This is a genomic window from Achromobacter sp. EB05 (genome assembly GCF_044232075.1).
GTDB classification, from domain to species: Bacteria; Pseudomonadota; Gammaproteobacteria; order Burkholderiales; family Burkholderiaceae_B; genus Achromobacter; species Achromobacter dolens.
Genome location: NZ_CP155917.1, coordinates 1,351,742 through 1,370,884 on the forward strand (window position 1 = coordinate 1,351,742; position 19,143 = coordinate 1,370,884).

18 protein-coding genes are annotated in these 19,143 nt (G+C 64.1%); 16 read left to right on the forward strand and 2 right to left on the reverse strand.

Going from position 1 to position 19,143, the window contains the following annotated elements:
* Positions 1–202: 202 nt before the first annotated feature.
* From AAID08_RS06175 to AAID08_RS06245, 15 genes are all read left to right on the forward strand, one after another.
* Positions 203–562 carry an NADH-quinone oxidoreductase subunit A gene (locus AAID08_RS06175; RefSeq protein WP_020924744.1) on the forward strand — a complete coding sequence of 120 codons (360 nt, stop codon included), beginning with the start codon at positions 203–205 and terminating at the stop codon, positions 560–562.
* A gap of 42 nt (positions 563–604) precedes the next feature.
* Positions 605–1,081, forward strand: coding sequence for an NADH-quinone oxidoreductase subunit B family protein (locus AAID08_RS06180; protein ID WP_006217960.1), 477 nt, complete (start codon positions 605–607; stop codon positions 1,079–1,081).
* Between the two features lie 82 nt (positions 1,082–1,163).
* On the forward strand, positions 1,164–1,790 hold the full coding sequence (locus AAID08_RS06185) for an NADH-quinone oxidoreductase subunit C (protein WP_049072038.1): 627 nt from the start codon (positions 1,164–1,166) through the stop codon (positions 1,788–1,790).
* A 3-nt stretch (positions 1,791–1,793) separates the two neighbouring features.
* Positions 1,794–3,050, forward strand: a complete 1,257-nt coding sequence (locus AAID08_RS06190; RefSeq protein WP_006389211.1) for an NADH-quinone oxidoreductase subunit D — start codon at positions 1,794–1,796, stop codon at positions 3,048–3,050.
* A 46-nt stretch (positions 3,051–3,096) separates the two neighbouring features.
* Positions 3,097–3,591: an NADH-quinone oxidoreductase subunit NuoE gene (gene nuoE / locus AAID08_RS06195; RefSeq protein ID WP_006389212.1), complete on the forward strand. Its 495-nt coding sequence runs from the start codon at positions 3,097–3,099 to the stop codon at positions 3,589–3,591.
* Entirely contained in the window at positions 3,588–4,955 is a 1,368-nt protein-coding gene (gene nuoF, locus AAID08_RS06200; protein ID WP_006393405.1) for an NADH-quinone oxidoreductase subunit NuoF, read from the forward strand. Before nuoE ends, nuoF begins: the two co-directional genes overlap by 4 nt.
* Positions 4,956–4,970: 15 nt before the next feature.
* On the forward strand, positions 4,971–7,298 hold the full coding sequence (gene nuoG / locus AAID08_RS06205) for an NADH-quinone oxidoreductase subunit NuoG (RefSeq protein WP_054501603.1): 2,328 nt from the start codon (positions 4,971–4,973) through the stop codon (positions 7,296–7,298).
* Positions 7,298–8,371, forward strand: coding sequence for an NADH-quinone oxidoreductase subunit NuoH (gene nuoH, locus AAID08_RS06210; protein ID WP_006389215.1), 1,074 nt, complete (start codon positions 7,298–7,300; stop codon positions 8,369–8,371). The genes nuoG and nuoH overlap by 1 nt, the downstream gene beginning before the upstream one ends.
* A gap of 21 nt (positions 8,372–8,392) precedes the next feature.
* Positions 8,393–8,881, forward strand: a complete 489-nt coding sequence (gene nuoI / locus AAID08_RS06215; RefSeq protein WP_006389216.1) for an NADH-quinone oxidoreductase subunit NuoI — start codon at positions 8,393–8,395, stop codon at positions 8,879–8,881.
* A gap of 17 nt (positions 8,882–8,898) precedes the next feature.
* Complete coding sequence (locus AAID08_RS06220; protein WP_049072046.1) at positions 8,899–9,540, forward strand: NADH-quinone oxidoreductase subunit J; 642 nt, start codon at positions 8,899–8,901, stop codon at positions 9,538–9,540.
* Positions 9,537–9,845, forward strand: coding sequence for an NADH-quinone oxidoreductase subunit NuoK (nuoK, locus tag AAID08_RS06225; protein WP_006217969.1), 309 nt, complete (start codon positions 9,537–9,539; stop codon positions 9,843–9,845). The genes AAID08_RS06220 and nuoK overlap by 4 nt, the downstream gene beginning before the upstream one ends.
* A 17-nt stretch (positions 9,846–9,862) precedes the next feature.
* The gene (gene nuoL / locus AAID08_RS06230; protein ID WP_049072048.1) at positions 9,863–11,905 is read left to right on the forward strand and encodes an NADH-quinone oxidoreductase subunit L; all 2,043 of its coding nucleotides are present in this window, start codon (positions 9,863–9,865) and stop codon (positions 11,903–11,905) included.
* The gene (locus AAID08_RS06235) at positions 11,902–13,404 is read left to right on the forward strand and encodes an NADH-quinone oxidoreductase subunit M (protein ID WP_020924741.1); all 1,503 of its coding nucleotides are present in this window, start codon (positions 11,902–11,904) and stop codon (positions 13,402–13,404) included. Before nuoL ends, AAID08_RS06235 begins: the two co-directional genes overlap by 4 nt.
* A gap of 9 nt (positions 13,405–13,413) precedes the next feature.
* Positions 13,414–14,898 carry an NADH-quinone oxidoreductase subunit NuoN gene (gene nuoN, locus AAID08_RS06240; RefSeq protein WP_049072054.1) on the forward strand — a complete coding sequence of 495 codons (1,485 nt, stop codon included), beginning with the start codon at positions 13,414–13,416 and terminating at the stop codon, positions 14,896–14,898.
* Positions 14,899–14,910: 12 nt separating this feature from the next.
* Entirely contained in the window at positions 14,911–15,240 is a 330-nt protein-coding gene (locus AAID08_RS06245; protein WP_049072056.1) for a DUF2818 family protein, read from the forward strand.
* A gap of 67 nt (positions 15,241–15,307) precedes the next feature.
* Here AAID08_RS06245 and AAID08_RS06250 read toward each other — a convergent pair whose 3' ends face one another.
* Together AAID08_RS06250 and AAID08_RS06255 are read right to left on the reverse strand one after the other, a co-directional pair.
* Positions 15,308–16,297: an IS3 family transposase gene (locus AAID08_RS06250; RefSeq protein ID WP_395757799.1), complete on the reverse strand. Its 990-nt coding sequence runs from the start codon at positions 16,295–16,297 to the stop codon at positions 15,308–15,310.
* Positions 16,263–16,685 carry a helix-turn-helix domain-containing protein gene (locus AAID08_RS06255; RefSeq protein WP_395757418.1) on the reverse strand — a complete coding sequence of 141 codons (423 nt, stop codon included), beginning with the start codon at positions 16,683–16,685 and terminating at the stop codon, positions 16,263–16,265. Before AAID08_RS06255 ends, AAID08_RS06250 begins: the two co-directional genes overlap by 35 nt.
* Before the next feature lie 179 nt (positions 16,686–16,864).
* Here AAID08_RS06255 and AAID08_RS06260 point away from each other — a divergent pair, with 179 nt between their 5' ends.
* Positions 16,865–19,108, forward strand: coding sequence for a TonB-dependent siderophore receptor (locus tag AAID08_RS06260; protein WP_144654946.1), 2,244 nt, complete (start codon positions 16,865–16,867; stop codon positions 19,106–19,108).
* Positions 19,109–19,143: the final 35 nt, after the last annotated feature.

Consider the following 19,143-nt stretch of genomic DNA (forward strand, 5'->3'; position numbering starts at 1 on the left):
GCGACCGCTGTGCGGGCGTTTTATCGTGCTGGTGGCGCGGGCGTGGCGCGATTGCGGTAAGCTGTTTGCTTCCCCTCAAAGATTGCGATTGTTCCACTGGAGAAATGCAGTCTTTCACCCGCTGTTCACGCTACAGAGTTCAGCCGGAAGTAACCGCGCGAATGCTACAATCCTAAGGTTTGCGCATTTGACGGACGCCTGAATGAACCTGCAACAGTATTTCCCCGTCCTGCTGTTTATCGTAGTGGCCACCCTTATCGGGTTCGCGCTTCTGACGGCCGGCTCCCTCCTTGGCCCGCGGCGTCCCTACGCCGAGAAGCTATCCCCCTATGAGTGCGGCTTCGAAGCGTTCGAAGACGCGCGCATGAAGTTTGACGTGCGCTACTACCTGGTGGCGATCCTGTTCATTCTTTTCGACCTGGAAATCGCGTTCCTGTTCCCGTGGGCCATCGCCCAGGGCACGGTTGGAATCGTCGGCTTCTGGACGGTCATGGTTTTCCTCGCCGTGTTGACCGTCGGCTTCATCTACGAATGGAAAAAGGGCGCGCTGGACTGGGAATGACCCGCCGGGTTATTTCATCACCGCACGCTATCAGAGACGAATATGGCTATAGACGGCATTCTCAAGCAAGGGTTCATCACAACCAGCGCCGATAAGTTCCTTAACTGGGCGAAAACCGGCTCCATGTGGCCCATGACCTTCGGCCTGGCCTGTTGCGCGGTCGAGATGATGCACGCGGGCGCGGCCCGCTACGACCTTGACCAGTTCGGCATCATCTTCCGCCCCAGCCCGCGTCAGTCCGACCTGATGATCGTCGCCGGCACGCTGTGCAACAAGATGGCGCCGGCGCTGCGCAAGGTCTACGACCAGATGCCCGAACCGCGTTGGGTGGTGTCGATGGGCTCCTGTGCCAATGGTGGCGGTTACTACCACTACTCGTATTCCGTGGTGCGCGGCTGCGATCGCATCGTACCGGTAGACGTCTACGTGCCGGGCTGCCCGCCCACGGCCGAGGCGCTGGTCTACGGCTTGCTGCAGATGCAGAACAAGATCCGCCTGACCAACACGATTGCGCGCTGAGTTTGCGCTCCGGTCCGCGGCCGCCGCAAACGCCGCCGCAGGACCCCGCGAAACAGCGTATCGGTTCACCTAAGCGTACAAGATGATGACCAGGCTCGAAACCCTGAAAAACAATTTGCAGACCACCCTCGGCGCGGACATCGCGCTGACCGAGGCGCTGGGCGAACTGACGCTCGAAGTGCCCGCGGAGCAGTGGTTCTCCGTCTGCAACAAGCTGCGCACCGAAGCCGGCCTGCGCTTCGAAATCTGTATCGACCTCTGTGGCGTCGACTACCTCACCTGGGGCAACGGCACGCGCCAACTGCCCGAGGAAACCAACGCCAAGGTGCACCGCGCGCGCTTCGCCGTGGTCGCGCACCTGCTGTCGGTCGAGAACAACTGGCGCCTGCGCGTGCGCACCTGGGCGCCGGACGACGAGTTCCCGATGGTCGCCTCGCTGATGGAATGCTGGCCGGCAGTGGGCTGGTTCGAGCGCGAGGCGTTCGACCTGTACGGCATCGTCTTCGAAGGCCACCCGGACCTGCGCCGCATCCTGACCGACTACGGCTTCATCGGCCACCCGTTCCGCAAGGACTTCCCGCTCTCCGGCACCGTCGAAATGCGCTACGACCCGGAACAGAAGCGCGTCATTTACCAGCCCGTCACGATCGACCCGCGCGAGATCACGCCGCGCGTGGTGCGCGAAGACACCTACGGCTTGGGACGTTGAATCATGGCAGAAATCAAGAACTACACGCTCAACTTCGGCCCGCAGCACCCGGCCGCCCACGGCGTGCTGCGCCTGGTGCTCGAGCTGGACGGCGAAGTCATCCAGCGCGCCGACCCGCACATCGGCCTGCTGCACCGCGCCACTGAAAAGCTGGCCGAGCACAAGACCTACATCCAGGCGCTGCCCTACATGGACCGCCTGGACTACGTGTCCATGATGTGCAACGAGCACGCCTACGTCATGGCCATCGAGAAGCTGCTGGGCGTCGAAGCCCCGCTGCGCGCGCAGTACATCCGCGTCATGTTCGACGAGATCACGCGTCTCTTGAACCACCTGATGTCGCTGGGCTCGCACGCGCTCGACGTGGGCGCCATGGCGGTGTTCCTGTACGCCTTCCGTGAACGCGAAGACCTGATGGACTGCTACGAAGCGGTCTCGGGCGCGCGTATGCACGCGGCCTACTATCGTCCGGGCGGCGTCTACCGCGACCTGCCGGACACCATGCCGCAGTACGGCGAGACCAGCAAATACCGTGGCGAGAAGGAAGTGCGCGTCATGAACGACGCGCGTTCGGGCTCGCTGCTGGACTTCATCGAAGACTTCACCAACCGCTTCCCCGCCTGCGTCGACGAGTACGAAACCCTGCTCACCGACAACCGCATCTGGAAGCAGCGCCTGGTCGGCATCGGCGTGGTCGATCCCGATCGCGCCAAGGCCCTGGGCTTCACCGGTCCGATGCTGCGAGGCTCGGGCGTGGCCTGGGACCTGCGCAAGATGCAGCCCTACGAAGTCTACGACCTGCTCGATTTCGACATCCCCGTCGGCGTCAACGGCGACTGCTACGACCGCTACCTGGTCCGCATCGCCGAAATGCGCGAGAGCAACCGCATCATCCGCCAGTGCGTGGAATGGCTGCGCAACAACCCGGGCCCGGTCATGATCGAGAACCACAAGATCGCCCCGCCCAAGCGCACCGCCATGAAGACCAACATGGAAGAGCTGATCCATCACTTCAAGCTCTTCACCGAAGGTTTCCACGTGCCCCCGGGTGAAGCGTTCGCCTCGGTGGAGCACCCCAAGGGCGAGTTCGGCATCTACCTGGTGTCGGACGGCGCCAACAAGCCGTACCGCCTGAAGATTCGGGCCCCCGGCTTCGCCCACCTGCAATCGCTGGACGAAATGTCGCGCGGTCACATGATCGCCGACGCCGTCACCATCATTGGTACGCAGGACATCGTTTTCGGCGAGATCGATCGCTGATCCGCCAGACAGTCACGAGCACGCCCGCATAACCCGGATTCAAACTATGCTGCTTTCCGAACAGGCCTACCAGAAAATCGACCGAGAACTCGCCAAGTTCCCGGCCGACCAGCGGCAGTCCGCCATCATGGCCTCTCTTGCCATCGCGCAGGAAGAGAAGGGCTGGTTGGCTACCGACATCATCGAAGATGTGGCCAACTACATCGGCGTTCCGCCCATCGCGGTCCAGGAAGTCGCCACCTTCTACAACATGTTCGACGTCAAGCCCGTCGGCAAGACCAAGATCGCGGTCTGCACCAACCTGCCCTGTGCCTTGCGCGACGGCGAACGCGCCGGCGACTACCTCAAGCGCAAGCTGGGCGTGGACTACCGCGAAACCACCGCTGACGGCCAGTTCACCCTGGTCGAAGGCGAGTGCATGGGCGCCTGCGGCGATTCCCCCGTGCTGATCGTGAACAACAAGCATATGTGCGTGCGCATGACCGAAGAGAAGCTGGACGCGCTGGTCGCGGCCCTCAAGGCGCAAGGAGAGTCGGCATGAACGCGCCCGACATCTACAAGCAGTTCGCGCAGGGCCTGGAGCCCAACCCGCTGAACGACCTGTCCAACTCGATGTGCCTGCATGGCCGCCACATCAAGCCGCAGATCATGGCCGACGTCGACGGCGCCAACTGGCGCCTGGCCGACTACGTCAAGCGCGGCGGCTACGAAGCCCTGCGCAAGATCCTCACCACCGGCATGAAGCCGGAAGACGTCATCGCCGAAGTCAAGGCGTCGGGCCTGCGCGGCCGCGGCGGCGCGGGCTTCCCGACCGGCCTGAAGTGGAGCTTCATGCCGCGCGCCTTCCCGGGCCAGAAGTACCTCGTCTGCAACTCGGACGAAGGCGAACCCGGCACGTTCAAGGATCGCGACATCCTGCGCTTCAATCCGCACATCGTGATCGAAGGCATGGCGATCGCCGCCTACGCGATGGGCATCAGCGTCGGCTACAACTACATCCACGGTGAAATCTTCGAAGTCTACGAGCGCTTCGAAGAGGCCCTGGAAGAGGCGCGCGCCGCCGGCTTCCTGGGCGACAAGATCCTGGGTTCGGAATTCAACTTCCAGTTGCACGCGTTCCACGGCTACGGCGCCTACATCTGTGGCGAGGAAACCGCGCTGCTGGAATCGCTGGAAGGCAAGAAGGGCCAGCCGCGCTTCAAGCCGCCGTTCCCGGCCAGCTTCGGCCTGTACGGCAAGCCCACCACCATCAACAACACCGAAACCTTCGCGGCGGTGCCCTGGATCATCCGCAACAGCGGCCAGGCCTACCTCGAAGTCGGCAAGCCCAACAACGGCGGCACCAAGCTGTTCTCGATCACCGGCGACGTCGAGCGTCCCGGCAACTACGAGATCCCGCTGGGCACCCCGTTCTCGACCCTGCTGGAACTGGCGGGCGGCATGCGCGGCGGCAAGAAGCTCAAGGCCGTGATCCCCGGCGGCTCGAGCGCCCCGGTGCTGCCGGCCGACATCATGATGGAAACCACGATGGACTACGACGCCATCGCCAAGGCGGGTTCCATGCTGGGTTCCGGCGCGGTGATCGTCATGGACGAGACGCGCTGCATGGTCAAGTCGCTGCTGCGCCTGTCGTATTTCTATTTCGAGGAAAGCTGCGGCCAGTGCACGCCGTGCCGCGAAGGCACCGGCTGGCTGTACCGCATGGTGCACCGCATCGAAAACGGCCACGGCCGTCCGGAAGATCTGGACATGCTGGACAACGTGGCGGGCAACATCATGGGCCGCACCATCTGCGCCTTGGGTGACGCCGCCGCCATGCCCGTGCGTGGCTTCCTCAAGCATTTTCGCGACGAATTCGCGCACCACATCGAGCACAAGTCGTGTGTGGTTCCGCAATATCTGTAGGTCTCAGGAACAGCAATGGTTGAACTAACCGTCGACGGCAATACGGTGGAAGTGCCCGAGGGCAGCATGGTGATGCATGCGGCCCAGAAAGTCGGGCTTTACGTGCCGCATTTCTGCTACCACAAGAAACTGTCCATCGCGGCCAACTGCCGCATGTGCCTGGTCGAAGTGGAAAAGGCGCCCAAGGCGCTGCCCGCCTGCGCCACCCCCGTGACGAACGGCATGGTCGTGCACACCTGCTCCGAGAAGGCTCGCGCCGCTCAGAAGTCGGTGATGGAATTCTTGCTCATCAATCACCCGCTCGACTGCCCGATCTGCGATCAGGGCGGCGAATGCCAGTTGCAGGACCTGGCCGTGGGCTACGGCGGCTCTTCCTCGCGTTACCAGGAAGAAAAGCGCGTGGTGTTCCACAAGGACCTGGGCCCGCTGGTTTCCGCCGAGGAAATGAGCCGCTGCATCCACTGCACCCGCTGCGTGCGCTTCGGCCAGGAAATCGCCGGCGTCATGGAACTGGGCATGCTGGGCCGTGGCGAGCACTCCGAGATCACCTCGTTCGTCGGCCGCTCGATCGAGTCCGAACTGTCGGGCAACATGATCGACATCTGTCCGGTGGGCGCGCTGACCTCCAAGCCCTTCCGCTACAGTGCCCGTACCTGGGAACTGGCCCGTCGCCGTTCGGTCAGCCCGCACGACAGCCTGGGCGCCAACCTGGTGGTCCAGGTCAAGGGCGACCGCGTGATGCGCGTGGTGCCGTTCGAAGACGAAGCCATCAACGAATGCTGGATCAGCGACCGCGACCGCTTCTCGTACGAAGGCCTGAACAGCGAAGACCGCCTGTCCGCCCCGATGATCAAGGGCGCCGACGGCAAGTGGCAGGAAGCTTCCTGGGCCGACGCCCTGGCCGCCGTGGCCCAAGGCCTGTCGCGCGTGCGTGACAGCTTCGGCGCCGGCCAGATCGGCGCCCTGGCGTCCGAATACGCCACCACCGAGGAATACGCGCTGCTGGGCCGCCTGGTCCGCGCGCTGGGCTCCGAGAATATCGACTTCCGCCTGCGCCAGACCGACCCGGCCTTCGACGCCGCGCTGACCGGCGCGCCGTGGCTGGGCATGCCCATCGCCGAACTCGACAACCTGGACCGCGTCCTGGTGGTCGGCTCGTTCCTGCGCAAGGATCACCCGCTGATGGCCCAGCGCCTGCGCCAGGCCGCCAAGCGCGGCACGCAGATCCTGATGGTCGACAGCGCCGCCGACGATCCCCTGATGCCGGTCGCCGGCCGCCTCACCGTGGCCCCGTCCGAGCTGCCGCGCGCCCTGGCCGAAGTGGCCGTGGCCCTGGCGCAAGCCAAGGAAGCCGCGGTGCCGGCCGAGTTCGCCTCGGTCGCCCCGGGCGAGAACGCCAAGATCATCGCCGCCAGCCTGGCGTCGGGCGCCAACACCGCCGTGCTGATGGGCAACCTGGCCGTGGCCAGCGCCCAGGCCTCGACCCTGGCCGCCAACGGCCGCGCCGTGGCCGACCTGGCCGGCGGCAAGTTCGGCTTCCTGACCTCCGGCGGCAACACCGTCGGCGGTTACCTGGCCGGCGCCATCCCGGGCAAGGGCGGCAAGAACGCCGCCGCCATGCTGGCCGAGCCGCTCAAGGCCTACGTGGTGCTGCACGCCGAGCCGCTGCTGGATGCCGACAATGGCCAGCAAGCCATCGCCGCGCTGCGCGGCGCGCAGTTCGCCGTGGCCCTGACGCCTTACCGTTCGGCCGCCGCCGAATGGGCCGACGTCATGCTGCCGGTGGCGCCGTTCACCGAAACCTCGGGCACCTTCGTCAACGCCCAGGGCCTGGCCCAGAGCTTCAAGGGCACGGTCGCGCCGTTCGGCCAGACCCGTCCGGCCTGGAAGGTCCTGCGCGTGCTGGGCAACGTCCTGCACCTGGCCGGCTTCGATGACGAAACCTCCGAGTCCGTGCGCGATGCCGCGCTGGCCGGTGGCGTCGAAGGCCGCCTGTCCAACGACATCAAGGCCCCGCTGGGCCTGGGCCAGCCCCTGACCGGGCTGGAACGCGTCGCCGACGTGCCGATCTACCGCAGCGACGCCATGGTGCGCCGCTCGGAACCGCTGCAGGCCGCGCCGGCTTCGAAGCAGCCCGCCGCGCGCATGAACGGCAACACGCTCACCAGCCTGGGCCTGACCGCCGGCGTCAAGGTGCGCGTGACGGGCGGGCAGGGCGCTGTCGAGCTTGAAACCGTGCAGGACGACGCCGTGGCCGATCGCGCCGTGCGCATCGCCGCAGCCTTTGAAAATACCGCAGCCCTGGGTGGCGCATTTGGTCAACTCAGCGTGGAGCGTGCCTGATGGAATGGCTCAATGTTCTTGAAAGCCACGGAACGGCATTGCTCGGTCCGACGGTCTGGATGGTTCTCTGGACGATCATCAAGATCGTGGTCATCGCCGTGCCCATCATCCTGTGCGTCGCCTACCTGACGTACTGGGAGCGCAAGATGATCGGCGCCATGCACGTGCGCATGGGCCCGAACCGCGTCGGTTTCAAGGGGCTGCTGCAGCCGTTCGCCGACGTGTTCAAGCTGCTGACCAAGGAAGTCGTGGTCCCCAGCCAGGCCAACAAGGTGCTGTTCGTCGTGGCTCCCGTGGTCACGCTGATGCCGGCGCTGGCCGCCTGGGCGGTGGTGCCGTTCGGCCCCGACGTGGTCCTGGCCAACGTCAACGCCGGCCTGCTGTACATCATGGCCATCACGTCGATCGGCGTGTACGGCGTGATCGTCGCCGGCTGGGCCTCGAACTCGAAGTACGCGTTCCTGGGCGCGCTGCGCGCCTCGGCCCAGATGCTGTCGTATGAACTGGCCATCGGCTTCGTGCTGGTGACGGTGCTGCTGGTGTCCGGCAGCCTGAACATGTCCGAGATCGTGCATGTGCAGAACCGCGGCTGGTTCGCCGACAAGGGCCTGACGTTCCTGTCCTGGAACTGGCTGCCGCTCTTGCCGCTGTTCGTGATCTACGTGATCTCGGCCGTTGCCGAAACCAACCGTCACCCGTTCGACGTGGTGGAAGGCGAATCGGAAATCGTGGCCGGCCACATGGTCGAATACTCGGGCATGGCGTTCGCGCTGTTCTTCCTGGGCGAATACGCCAACATGATCCTGCTGTCGTGCATGGCGTCGATCATGTTCCTGGGCGGCTGGGCTTCGCCGATCGACATCGCGCCGCTGACCTGGATCCCGGGTTGGATCTGGCTCGGTCTCAAGACGTTCGTCGTGGTTTCGTTGTTCGTGTGGTTCCGTGCGTCGTTCCCGCGTTACCGCTACGACCAGATCATGCGTTTGGGCTGGAAGATCTTCATCCCGCTGACCGGCGTTTGGCTGGTCATTGTGGCGATCTGGATGCAGACGCCCTGGAACATTTGGCGCTAAGCCGCCAGGCAGAGGCAGGATATGGAAGCGATCAAAGATTTCTTCGGCAGCTTGATGCTGGCCGAACTGCTCAAGGGCATGCGCCTGACGGGCAAGTATTTCTTCAAGCGCAAGGTCACCTTGCGCTACCCGCAGGAAAAGACGCCGACCTCGGCGCGATTCCGCGGCCTGCACGCGCTGCGCCGCTACCCCAATGGGGAAGAGCGCTGCATCGCGTGCAAACTGTGTGAAGCCGTGTGCCCCGCGCTGGCCATCACCATCGAGTCGGACCAGCGTGACGACGGCACCCGCCGCACCACGCGCTACGACATCGACCTGACCAAGTGCATTTTCTGCGGCTTCTGTGAGGAAAGCTGCCCCGTGGACTCGATCGTGGAAACGCACATCCACGAATACCACGGTGAAAAGCGCGGCGACCTGTATTTCACCAAAGACATGCTGCTCGCCGTGGGCGACCGCTACGAAGCCGAAATCGCCCGCCGCCGGGCCGAAGACGCTCCCTACCGTTGAGCCCAGGGTCCTGATCCATGACTTTTACCACTGTCCTGTTTTACATACTGGCCGCCGTGCTGGTGATCGCGGCGTTCCGCGTGATCACCGCGCGCAGCCCGGTCACCGCCGTCCTGCACCTGATCCTGGCGTTCGCCAACGCGGCCATGCTGTGGATGCTGCTGGGCGCCGAGTTCCTCGCGCTGCTGCTGGTGCTGGTGTACGTGGGCGCCGTGATGGTGCTGTTCCTGTTTGTCGTCATGATGCTGGACATCCGCATGGATGCCCTGCGCCAGGGCATGAAGACCTACCTGCCGCTGGGCCTGGTGATCGGCCTGGTGATGGTGCTGGAAATGGCCTTCGTGCTGGGCTCGACCTGGTACGGCTCGGGCCCGCAAGCCCCGGTCGCCGGCGACTACAACAACGCCCGCGCCCTCGGTGAAGCGATGTACACGCACTACATCTACGCCATCGAAGTCGGCGCCGCGCTGCTGCTGGTCGGCATGGTCGCCGCCATCGCGCTGACCCTGCGCCGCCGCCGCGACGTGAAGTACAACGACCCGGTCGCCGCGGTTCGCGTGCGCGCCAAGGACCGCTTCCGCATGGTGAGCATGCCCGCCCAGAGCGAGCGCGCCCAGGCCCAGAACGGCACCGCCGCGCCCCAAGGAGAAAAACAATGACGCTGACGCTGGCCCATTATCTGATCCTGGGGGCGATCCTGTTCGCCATCGGGATCTTCGGCATCTTCCTGAACCGCCGCAACCTGATCATCCTGCTGATGTCCATCGAGCTGGTGCTCCTGGCCGTCAACATGAACTTCGTGGCGTTCTCCAGCTGGTTCGGCGACACCGCCGGCCAGGTGTTCGTGTTCTTCATCCTGACCGTGGCCGCCGCTGAAGCGGCGATCGGCCTGGCCATCCTGGTGCTGCTGTTCCGCAACCTGAACACGATCAACGTTGACGAACTCGATCGCCTGAAGGGCTGACGGGGTATTGGAAGAAAATGTCTAGCTCACCCAATCTCTACCTGCTCATCGCGCTGGCGCCGCTGGCCGGAGCAATCCTCGCGGGCCTTTTCGGCACCGGGTTCCTGGGCCGTCCGATCGGCCGCCGCGCCTCGCACGTCATCACCATCCTGGGCGTGCTCATCTCCGCCATCGGTTCGGTGGTGGTGCTGGGCGACGTGCTCAACGGCCTGCGCTTTGACGGCGCGGTCTACACCTGGAGCCTGATCGGCCAGACCAAGCTGGAAATCGGCTTCCTGATCGACCCGCTGTCGGCCATGATGATGGTCGTGGTGACCTCGGTGTCGCTGATGGTGCACATCTACACCATCGGCTACATGGCCGACGATCCCGGCTACCAGCGCTTCTTCTCGTACATCTCGCTGTTCACGTTCTCCATGCTGATGCTGGTGATGTCGAACAACATGGTGCAGCTGTTCTTCGGCTGGGAAGCGGTGGGCCTGGTCTCGTACCTGCTGATCGGTTTCTGGTACACCCGCCCGACCGCGATCTTCGCCAACATGAAGGCGTTCCTGATCAACCGCGTCGGCGACTTCGGTTTCGTGCTGGGCATCGGCCTGCTGTTCGCCTACGCCGGCACCATGCACTACGGTGAAGTGTTCGCCCAGGCCGACAAGCTGTCCAAGCTGACGCTGCCCGGTTCGGACTGGATGCTGCTGACCGTGGCCTGCATCTGCCTGTTCATCGGCGCCATGGGCAAGTCGGCGCAGGTGCCCCTGCACGCCTGGCTGCCCGACTCGATGGAAGGCCCGACCCCGATCTCCGCGCTGATCCACGCCGCCACCATGGTGACGGCCGGCATCTTCATGGTCGCGCGCTTCTCGCCGCTGTTCGAGCTGTCGGACACCGCGCTGTCGTTCATCATCGTGATCGGCGCCATCGGCGCGCTGTTCCTGGGCATCCTGGGCATCATCCAGAACGACATCAAGCGCGTGGTGGCGTATTCGACGCTGTCGCAGTTGGGCTACATGACCGTCGCGCTGGGCGCCTCGGCCTACTCGGTGGCGATCTTCCACCTGATGACGCACGCGTTCTTCAAGGCGCTGCTGTTCCTCGGCGCAGGCTCGGTCATCATCGGCATGCATCACGACCAGGACATCCGCAACATGGGCGGCCTGCGCAAGTACATGCCCATCACCTGGATCACCTTCCTCTTGGGCACGCTGGCCCTGGTCGGCACGCCGTTCTTCTCGGGTTTCTACTCGAAGGAACACATCATCGAGGCCGCCGGCGCCGCGCACGTCTGGGGCGCCAGCTTCGCCTACTACGCCACGCTGATCGGCGTGTTCGTGACCTCGCTGTACTCGTTCCGCGTGTACTTCCTGGTCTTCCACGGCAAGGAACGCTTCGACACCAGCGACCACGGTCATGGCCACGGCCACGACGCGCACGGCCATGACGACCACGGTCACGACGACCATGGTCACGGCCACCACGGCGGCAAGCCGCACGAGTCGCCCTGGGTCGTGACCCTGCCGCTGATCCTGCTGGCGATCCCGTCGGTGCTGATCGGCGCCTGGGCGGTGGATCCGATGCTGTTCGGCAAGTTCTTCAACGGCGTGATCACGGTGCTGCCGCAGCATCCGGCCATGCACGAGCTGCACGAAGAATGGCACGGCTGGGTCGCCTTCGGCCTGCACGCCTTCCAGACCCTGCCGTTCTGGCTGGTCGTGGCCGGCGCGGTCATCGCCTGGTACTGCTACCTGATCAACCCGAAGGTCCCGGCCGCGATCAAGTCGAGCCTGTCGGGCGTGAACAAGGTGCTTGAGAACAAGTACTACGTCGACTGGGTCAACGAGCAGATCATCGCCCGCGGCCTGCGCTGCCTGGGCCGTGGCCTGTGGCAGACCGGCGACCGCGGCATCATCGACGGCCTGCTGATCAACGGCAGCGCCCGCGTGGTGGGCTGGGTGTCGGCGATCAGCCGCCACCTGCAGTCCGGCTTCATCTATCACTACGCGTTCGCGATGATCATCGGCATCATGGCGCTGGTGACTTTCTTTGTGCTGATTCCCCAATGATGGCAAGCGAGATGGCATCCAACACTTTCCCCTGGCTTACGCTTGCGATCTTTGTCCCGATCGTATTCGGCCTGCTGGTGCTGGCGGTGGGCCGTGACGACCGTCCCGGCCTGACGCGCGGCCTGTCGCTGATCGGCTCGATCGCCGGCTTCCTCGTCACGATCCCGCTGTACACCGGGTTCGACTCCAAGACGGCTGCCATGCAGTTCGTCGAGAAGACCTCCTGGATCGAAGCCTTCAACGTCAACTACCACCTGGGCGTTGACGGCATTTCGCTGTGGTTCGTGCTCCTGACCGCGTTCATCACCATCATCGTGGTGCTGGCCGGCTGGGAAGTCATCACCAGCCGCGTGTCGCAGTACATGGCCGCCTTCCTGATCCTGTCGGGTCTGATGGTGGGCGTGTTCTGCGCGCTGGACGGCATGCTGTTCTACGTGTTCTTCGAAGCCACGCTGATCCCGATGTACATCATCATCGGCGTCTGGGGCGGACCGAACCGGGTGTACGCGGCCTTCAAGTTCTTCCTCTACACCCTGATGGGCTCGCTGCTGACGCTGGTGGCCTTCGTCTACCTGTGGAACGCCTCGGGCGGTTCGTTCGACATCCTGACCTGGCAGCAGACCAAGCTGGGCTACACCCCGCAGATCCTGATCTTCGTGGCGCTGCTGGCGGCCTTCGCCGTCAAGGTGCCGATGTGGCCGGTGCACACCTGGCTGCCGGACGCCCACGTCGAGGCGCCCACGGGCGGCTCCATCGTGCTGGCCGCGATCATGCTGAAGCTGGGCGCCTACGGTTTCCTGCGCTTCTCGCTGCCGATCGCGCCCGACGCCTCGCACAGCCTGGCCGGCCTGATGATCACGCTGTCGCTGATCGCCGTGATCTACATCGGCCTGGTGGCGATCGTGCAGGACGACATGAAGAAGCTGGTGGCCTATTCGTCGGTCGCCCACATGGGCTTCGTCACCCTGGGTTTCTTCATCTTCAACACGGCCGGCGTCGAAGGCGCCATCGTGCAGATGATCTCCCACGGCTTCGTCTCGGGCGCCATGTTCATGTGTATCGGCGTGCTCTATGACCGCATGCACTCGCGCCGCATCGCCGACTACGGCGGCGTGGTCAACGTGATGCCGCGCTTCGCCACGTTCTTCATCCTGTTCTCGATGGCCAACAGCGGCCTGCCGGCCACCAGCGGTTTCGTCGGCGAGTTCATGGTGATCATGGGCGCGGTCGAGCACAACTTCTGGATCGGCCTGCTGGCGGCCACCGCGCTGATCCTGGGCGCTTCGTATTCGCTGTGGATGGTCAAGCGCGTGGTCCTGGGCGATGTCGCCAACGATCATGTGCGCGAGCTGACCGATATCAACCGCCGCGAATTCGTGATTCTTGGCGTGATGGCGATCGCCGTGCTGTACATGGGGATCTATCCCAAGCCCTTCACCGACGTGATGCACGTGTCGGTCGAGGCCCTGCTGCAACACGTTGCCGTCTCGAAACTGTAAGACAAGACAATGATGCAATCCCAAATCGATTTCGCCCTGGCGACACCGGAAATCCTCCTGCTGGTTTTCGGCCTGGCTATCCTGCTCGTCGACGCGGTCAGCAATCACCCCGAGCGCAAGCCGACGTTCCTGCTGACCATGCTGGCGCTGGGCGTGCTGACCGTGGTGTCGGCGCTGCAGTGGAAGAACGGCGTCACGGGTTCGACCTTCAACGGCCTGTACGTCACCGACGAGCTGTCGCACCTGCTCAAGATCGCCTCGTACATCGCGGTGGCGGTCACGCTGGTCTACGGCCGCGTCTACGCCCAGTTGCGCGACATGATGCGCGGCGGCGAACTGTACGTGCTGACGCTGTTCGCCCTGCTGGGCCAGATGGTGATGATCTCGTCGGGCAACCTGATCTCGATCTACCTGGGCCTGGAACTGATGTCGCTGGCGCTGTACGCGTTGATCGCGCTGCGTCGCGACAACGTCGTCGCCACCGAAGCCGCCATGAAGTACTTCGTGCTGGGCGCGCTGGCCTCGGGCTTCCTGCTGTACGGCATGTCGATGGTCTACGGCGCCACCGGCCACCTCGACCTGGCCGAAGTCTCCAAGGTCATCGCCGCCGGCAAGGCCGAGAAGCTGGCCCTGGTGTTCGGCATCGTGTTCCTGGTTTCGGGCCTGGCGTTCAAGCTCGGCGCCGTGCCGTTCCACATGTGGGTGCCGGACGTCTACCAGGGTTCGCCGACCGCGGTCACGCTGATCCTGGGCGGCGCGCCCAAGCTGGCGGCCTTCGCCATCACGCTGCGCCTGCTGGTCGACGGTCTGCACGGCCTGGCGGCCGACTGGCAGCCGATGCTGATGATCCTGGCGGTGCTGTCGCTGGCCATCGGCAACCTGACCGCCATCGCGCAGACCAACTTCAAGCGCATGCTCGCCTACTCGACCATCTCGCACATGGGCTTCGTGCTGCTGGGCCTGATGTCGGGCTCGGTGGTCGGCAAGCCGGAACTGGCCTCGTCCGCCTACGGCGCGTCGCTGTTCTACATGCTGACCTACGTGCTGACCACGCTGGCCAGCTTCGGCATCGTGCTGCTGCTGTCGCGCCAGGGTTTCGAGTGCGAGCACATCGACGACCTGAAGGGTCTGAACCGCCGCAGCCCGTGGCATGCCGCTATCGTGCTGCTGCTGATGTTCTCGCTGGCCGGCATCCCGCCGCTGGTGGGCTTCTACGCCAAGCTGGCGGTGCTGCAGGCGCTGGTCAGCGCCGGCCACGTCACGCTGGCGGTGGTCGCGGTGGTGTTCTCGCTGATCGGCGCGTTCTACTACCTGCGCGTGGTCAAGGTCGTGTACTTCGACGAGCCGGCGGCCGATGCCGCCCCGATGGCGGCCACCTGCGGCCAGCGCGGCGTGCTGTCGGTCAATGGCCTGCTGATCCTGGTGCTGGGCCTGTTGCCGGGCGGCCTGATGGCCCTGTGCGTGCAGGCCATCCGCAGCTCGCTCAGCCTGTAAGCGAAGCGGGCCATGAACCAGACCCTGGCGGTATGGCTCCTGATCGCGCTGGCCCTGGTCAGCGCGAACCTGCCCTTCCTGACGGAGCGCGTGTTCGCCGTGCTGCCGTGGAAGCAGGGCGGGGCCGAAGCCGTCAAGCCGTTCTGGATGCGCCTGGTCGAAGTGCTGGTGTTCTACCTGATCGTGGGCGCCCTGGGCTTCACGTTCGAGTCCGCGCTGGGCAACCGCTTCGCGCAGACCTGGGAGTTCTACGCCATCACCTTGAGCCTGTACCTGGTGCTGGCCTATCCCGGGTTCGTGTACCGCTATCTGTTCAAGCGGCATCCGCGCCTGCGGACCTGACCGGCCGCGCCACGCAATATCCGAAAACGCCCCGCAATGAACTGACCCCCAGAAGTTGGACAGTCAGCTAAAGCCCGAAGGCCTGAGCTCGGTATTGCACCGGGCTCAGGCCTTTTAGCTTGAGCTTGATGCGATCGTGATTGTAGTAACGGATGTACTGTCGAATGCCGGCTTGCAACTGCTCGATGCTTTCGAAGCGATTCAAGTGGAAGAACTCAGCCTTGAGCGTGCCGAAGAAGCTTTCCATAGCGGCATTGTCCAGGCAGTTTCCCTTGCGTGACATGCTTTGCGTCACCGATCTATCTGCCAGCATCCGCCTGTAGTTCTGCTGCTGGTACTGCCAGCCCTGATCGGAGTGCAGCACTGGACGCTCCGTCGGCAGCAGCCGCGCCAGCGCCTTCTTCAGCATGCTGCCCACGAGCTTGAACACCGGCCGGCGGCTGGTCTCGTAGGCCACGATCTCGCCGTTGTATAGGTCCATCACCGGCGACAGGTACAGCTTCTCGCCTCGTACGTTGAACTCGGTCACATCGGTGACCCACTTTTGGTTCGGACGCGCCGCCTCGAAGTCGCGCGCCAACACGTTGGCCGCCACGTGGTGTGATTGGCCTCGGTAGGACCGGTACTTCTTGGCGCGCACCAGCGACTTCAAGCCTAGCGCCTGCATCAGCTTCTGCACGGTCTTGTGGTTCACTAGCTCACCGGCCTGGCGCAAGACCGCCGTAATCCGGCGGTAGCCGTAGCGGCCCTTGTGACGGGCGTAGACCGCGCTGATGCGCTGCTTGAGCTCGGCGTACGGGTCCACGGCTCCGAACGACTTCAGGTGGTAATAAAACGTGCTGCGCGACAGCTTGGCGACGCGTAGCAGTAGTGCCAGCGGATGCTTGGGCCTTAATCCTTGGACCACTTGCGCTTTCCAACCAGCGCCCGGGTCTTCTCCGCTTCGATCAAGGCCTTCATTTTTTTTAGGTAATCGTTCTCCGCGCGCAGATAGGCCAGCTCTTGCTCGAGTTCTTCCTTGGTCATGTCCTTGGACACCGGCTCTGGGGGTACTTATGCGGCATGCTTGCTCCTCGGCGCTTGCGCGCCAGCGCCTCTATACCCCCAGCATCATACTGGGCGCGCCATTTCGTAATGTGCCCTGTATGACGAATCCCCAGCAACACCGCTGCCTGCGTGTCCGACAGACCTTCGCGCCGGATCTTGATCAGCACCGATTGTTTGAAGGCCGCGCTGTACGAGCCAGATTGCCTGCGCAACCCGTTAACGCCATGCGCTCGAAAACTCCCGACCCAGCGCCGCACCATTGAGTGCGGCACTTCGTATCGGCGCGCCACCGATTTGAAGCCGTCCGTGCCTTGCAGGTACGCCTGCACCACTTTGATCTTGAATTGCTCTTCATACTTCGCCATGTAAAAACCCCCGAAGGTCGGATCAATATCCAACTTTCGGGGGTCAGTTCACAAGGGGCGTTTTGCTTGGATGCGGTGTTGCCGCTGATTGCCGATTCTGTGGCGAATTGCCATCAAGTCGCGGCATCCTCGCGTTAGCGCGTCCGATTTCCCCTGCAGGATCGAACTCAATCAACTTTCCCATCCAGAATCGCAACCTGTCTTAAACAGGAATGGTTGTCATTCACCTCCGGGAGAGCTTGATCTTGAAACTCGAAGACTCATACGCGCTGAATTCACTGGCCGGGTCGCTGGCCGCCGCGATCGCGGTGCCCGCGCTGTTCGTCAGTCCCCATGCGATGGCGCAATCGAGCGCTCCCTTGCTGGCTCCGGTGCAGGTGGAGGGAGAGGACGCCTCGCCTTATCAACCGGACAGTGTCCAGTCGCCCAAGATGACTGCGCCGCTGCTGGATACGCCGCGCTCGGTGCAGGTGGTGCCCAAGCAGGTGATCTCCGACCAGTCCGCGACCTCGCTGCAGGATGTGCTGCAAAACTCGCCAGGCATCACCTTCGCCGCGGGCGAGGGCGGGCGCGCGGGCGGCGACCTGCCCGTCATCCGTGGCCAGAATGCCGCCAGCAGCCTGTTCCTGGACGGCGTGCGCGACGTCAGCATGCAGGCGCGCGACACCTTCAACCTGGAACAGGTCGAGATCATCAAGGGACCGGATTCGGTCTACGCCGGTCGTGGCGGCGCCGGTGGCAGCATCAATCTGGTCAGCAAGGCGCCCAAGGCCAAGGATGCTATCGAGGTCACCGGGCAGATCGGCACCGACAGCAACTACCGCGGCACCCTGGACAGCAACTGGCGGCTGGGCGAAAAGTCGGCCTTCCGCCTGAACCTCATGGGCACCAAGGGCGACGTGCCGGGTCGCGACAAGGCGGTGAATTTCTCGCGCTGGGGGGTGGCGCCGTCGCTGACGCTGGGGATGGGCACGCCGACCCGCATCACGCTGAGCTACTACCATTACCAGAACGACAGCATGCCGGACTACTCCATCCCCTACGATCCGCGGACGGGCCAGCCGGTGACGGAAACCATGGGGATCAAACGCAAGAACTTCTACGGCCTGGCCAAGCGCGATTTCATGAAGACGCGCGATGGCATGGCCACGGTCGATTTCCAGCATGATTTCTCCGACAAGCTCAAGCTGCGCAACGTGGTGCGCTATGGCCGCGAAACCGCCGACTATCTCGCCACCCAGCCCGACCTCACGCTCGCCAACCTGCCGGCAGGTATCGTCAACCGGCCTGCCTATGGCAGGTACTACACCACCAAGGCATTCGCGAACCAGACAGACCTGAGCGGCGAGTTCCTGACAGGCGCGATCAAGCATGGCTTCGACCTGGGGTTCGAATACACCAGCGTCAGACAGACCATGGCCTACAACAACGATCAGGTTCTGAAGTCGGACGGGATCACCAAGTGCCCGGCCGACCTGACGCAGACCTCTCTGCGCGACCCCGACCCGAACGTGGCCTATCCCTGCCGCACGGTTCGCAGTTGGCCGGCGCCCTACGCCACCGACACGCTGGCGCTTTACGGCTTCGATACCCTCGAGCTCGACGAACACTGGCAGGCCAGCATCGGGCTGCGCTGGGACAACTACCGTACCCACGGCCATGACAGGAAAGAGCAGAGCTATCGCCGCGCCGACAACCTGTTCAACTATCAATTCGGCCTGGCGTACAAGCCGGTGCCCGCGGGCACGATCTATGCCTCGTACGGCACGTCTTCGACGCCGTCCTCGTTGGCGGGAGCCACCGCGTCGGACATCCTGAGGAAAAGCTCGGACGAGGCGGCGGCGCCCGAAAAGAGCCGCACGGTCGAGGCGGGCGTCAAATGGCAGGTGCTGGACGAGCGCCTGACGCTGTCGGGCGCGGTGTTCCAGGATACGCGCACGAACACCAACATCGAGGTGATGCCGAACGAATACGAGCAGGCGGGCCGGACCCGCGTGCGCGGATTCGAGCTGGGCTTCTCGGGCGCCATCACGCCGGCGTGGAACGTCTATGGCGGCTATACCTTCCTGGACAGCAAGCTGATCCGCGGCGGACGCAAGGACGTCGGCGCGGAAGGCCGCGACCTGCCGAACACGCCGCGCAACGCATTCAGCCTTTGGACCTCCTACAAGGTGCTGCCCGAATTGACGCTGGGCGGTGGCGCCTACTATGTCGACAAGGTCTACGGCAAGGCGGATGCGAGCGTCGACGCGACGGGAGCGCCCAAGGCGCGCTGGGTGCCGTCGTACTGGCGTTTCGATGCGATGGCCAAGTACAAATTCAGTCCCAATGTATCGGCGCAACTCAATGTGTTGAACGTGTTTGACCGGACGTTCTACACACGCGCCCGCCCAAGCAACCATGCCGCGCTCGGCACGGGGCGGGCGGCGCTGCTGTCGGTAAGTTTGCGTTATTGACCGCTGCCGCCAGTCAGGAAAGCCATCCTTCGGTG

Coding starts and splice junctions, on each gene's coding strand:
- AAID08_RS06175 (WP_020924744.1), top strand. CDS start 203: ATGAACCTGCAACAGTATTTCCCCGTCCTGCTGTTTATCGTAGTGGCC.
- AAID08_RS06180 (WP_006217960.1), top strand. CDS start 605: ATGGCTATAGACGGCATTCTCAAGCAAGGGTTCATCACAACCAGCGCC.
- AAID08_RS06185 (WP_049072038.1), top strand. CDS start 1,164: ATGATGACCAGGCTCGAAACCCTGAAAAACAATTTGCAGACCACCCTC.
- AAID08_RS06190 (WP_006389211.1), top strand. CDS start 1,794: ATGGCAGAAATCAAGAACTACACGCTCAACTTCGGCCCGCAGCACCCG.
- nuoE (WP_006389212.1), top strand. CDS start 3,097: ATGCTGCTTTCCGAACAGGCCTACCAGAAAATCGACCGAGAACTCGCC.
- nuoF (WP_006393405.1), top strand. CDS start 3,588: ATGAACGCGCCCGACATCTACAAGCAGTTCGCGCAGGGCCTGGAGCCC.
- nuoG (WP_054501603.1), top strand. CDS start 4,971: ATGGTTGAACTAACCGTCGACGGCAATACGGTGGAAGTGCCCGAGGGC.
- nuoH (WP_006389215.1), top strand. CDS start 7,298: ATGGAATGGCTCAATGTTCTTGAAAGCCACGGAACGGCATTGCTCGGT.
- nuoI (WP_006389216.1), top strand. CDS start 8,393: ATGGAAGCGATCAAAGATTTCTTCGGCAGCTTGATGCTGGCCGAACTG.
- AAID08_RS06220 (WP_049072046.1), top strand. CDS start 8,899: ATGACTTTTACCACTGTCCTGTTTTACATACTGGCCGCCGTGCTGGTG.
- nuoK (WP_006217969.1), top strand. CDS start 9,537: ATGACGCTGACGCTGGCCCATTATCTGATCCTGGGGGCGATCCTGTTC.
- nuoL (WP_049072048.1), top strand. CDS start 9,863: ATGTCTAGCTCACCCAATCTCTACCTGCTCATCGCGCTGGCGCCGCTG.
- AAID08_RS06235 (WP_020924741.1), top strand. CDS start 11,902: ATGATGGCAAGCGAGATGGCATCCAACACTTTCCCCTGGCTTACGCTT.
- nuoN (WP_049072054.1), top strand. CDS start 13,414: ATGATGCAATCCCAAATCGATTTCGCCCTGGCGACACCGGAAATCCTC.
- AAID08_RS06245 (WP_049072056.1), top strand. CDS start 14,911: ATGAACCAGACCCTGGCGGTATGGCTCCTGATCGCGCTGGCCCTGGTC.
- AAID08_RS06260 (WP_144654946.1), top strand. CDS start 16,865: ATGGTTGTCATTCACCTCCGGGAGAGCTTGATCTTGAAACTCGAAGAC.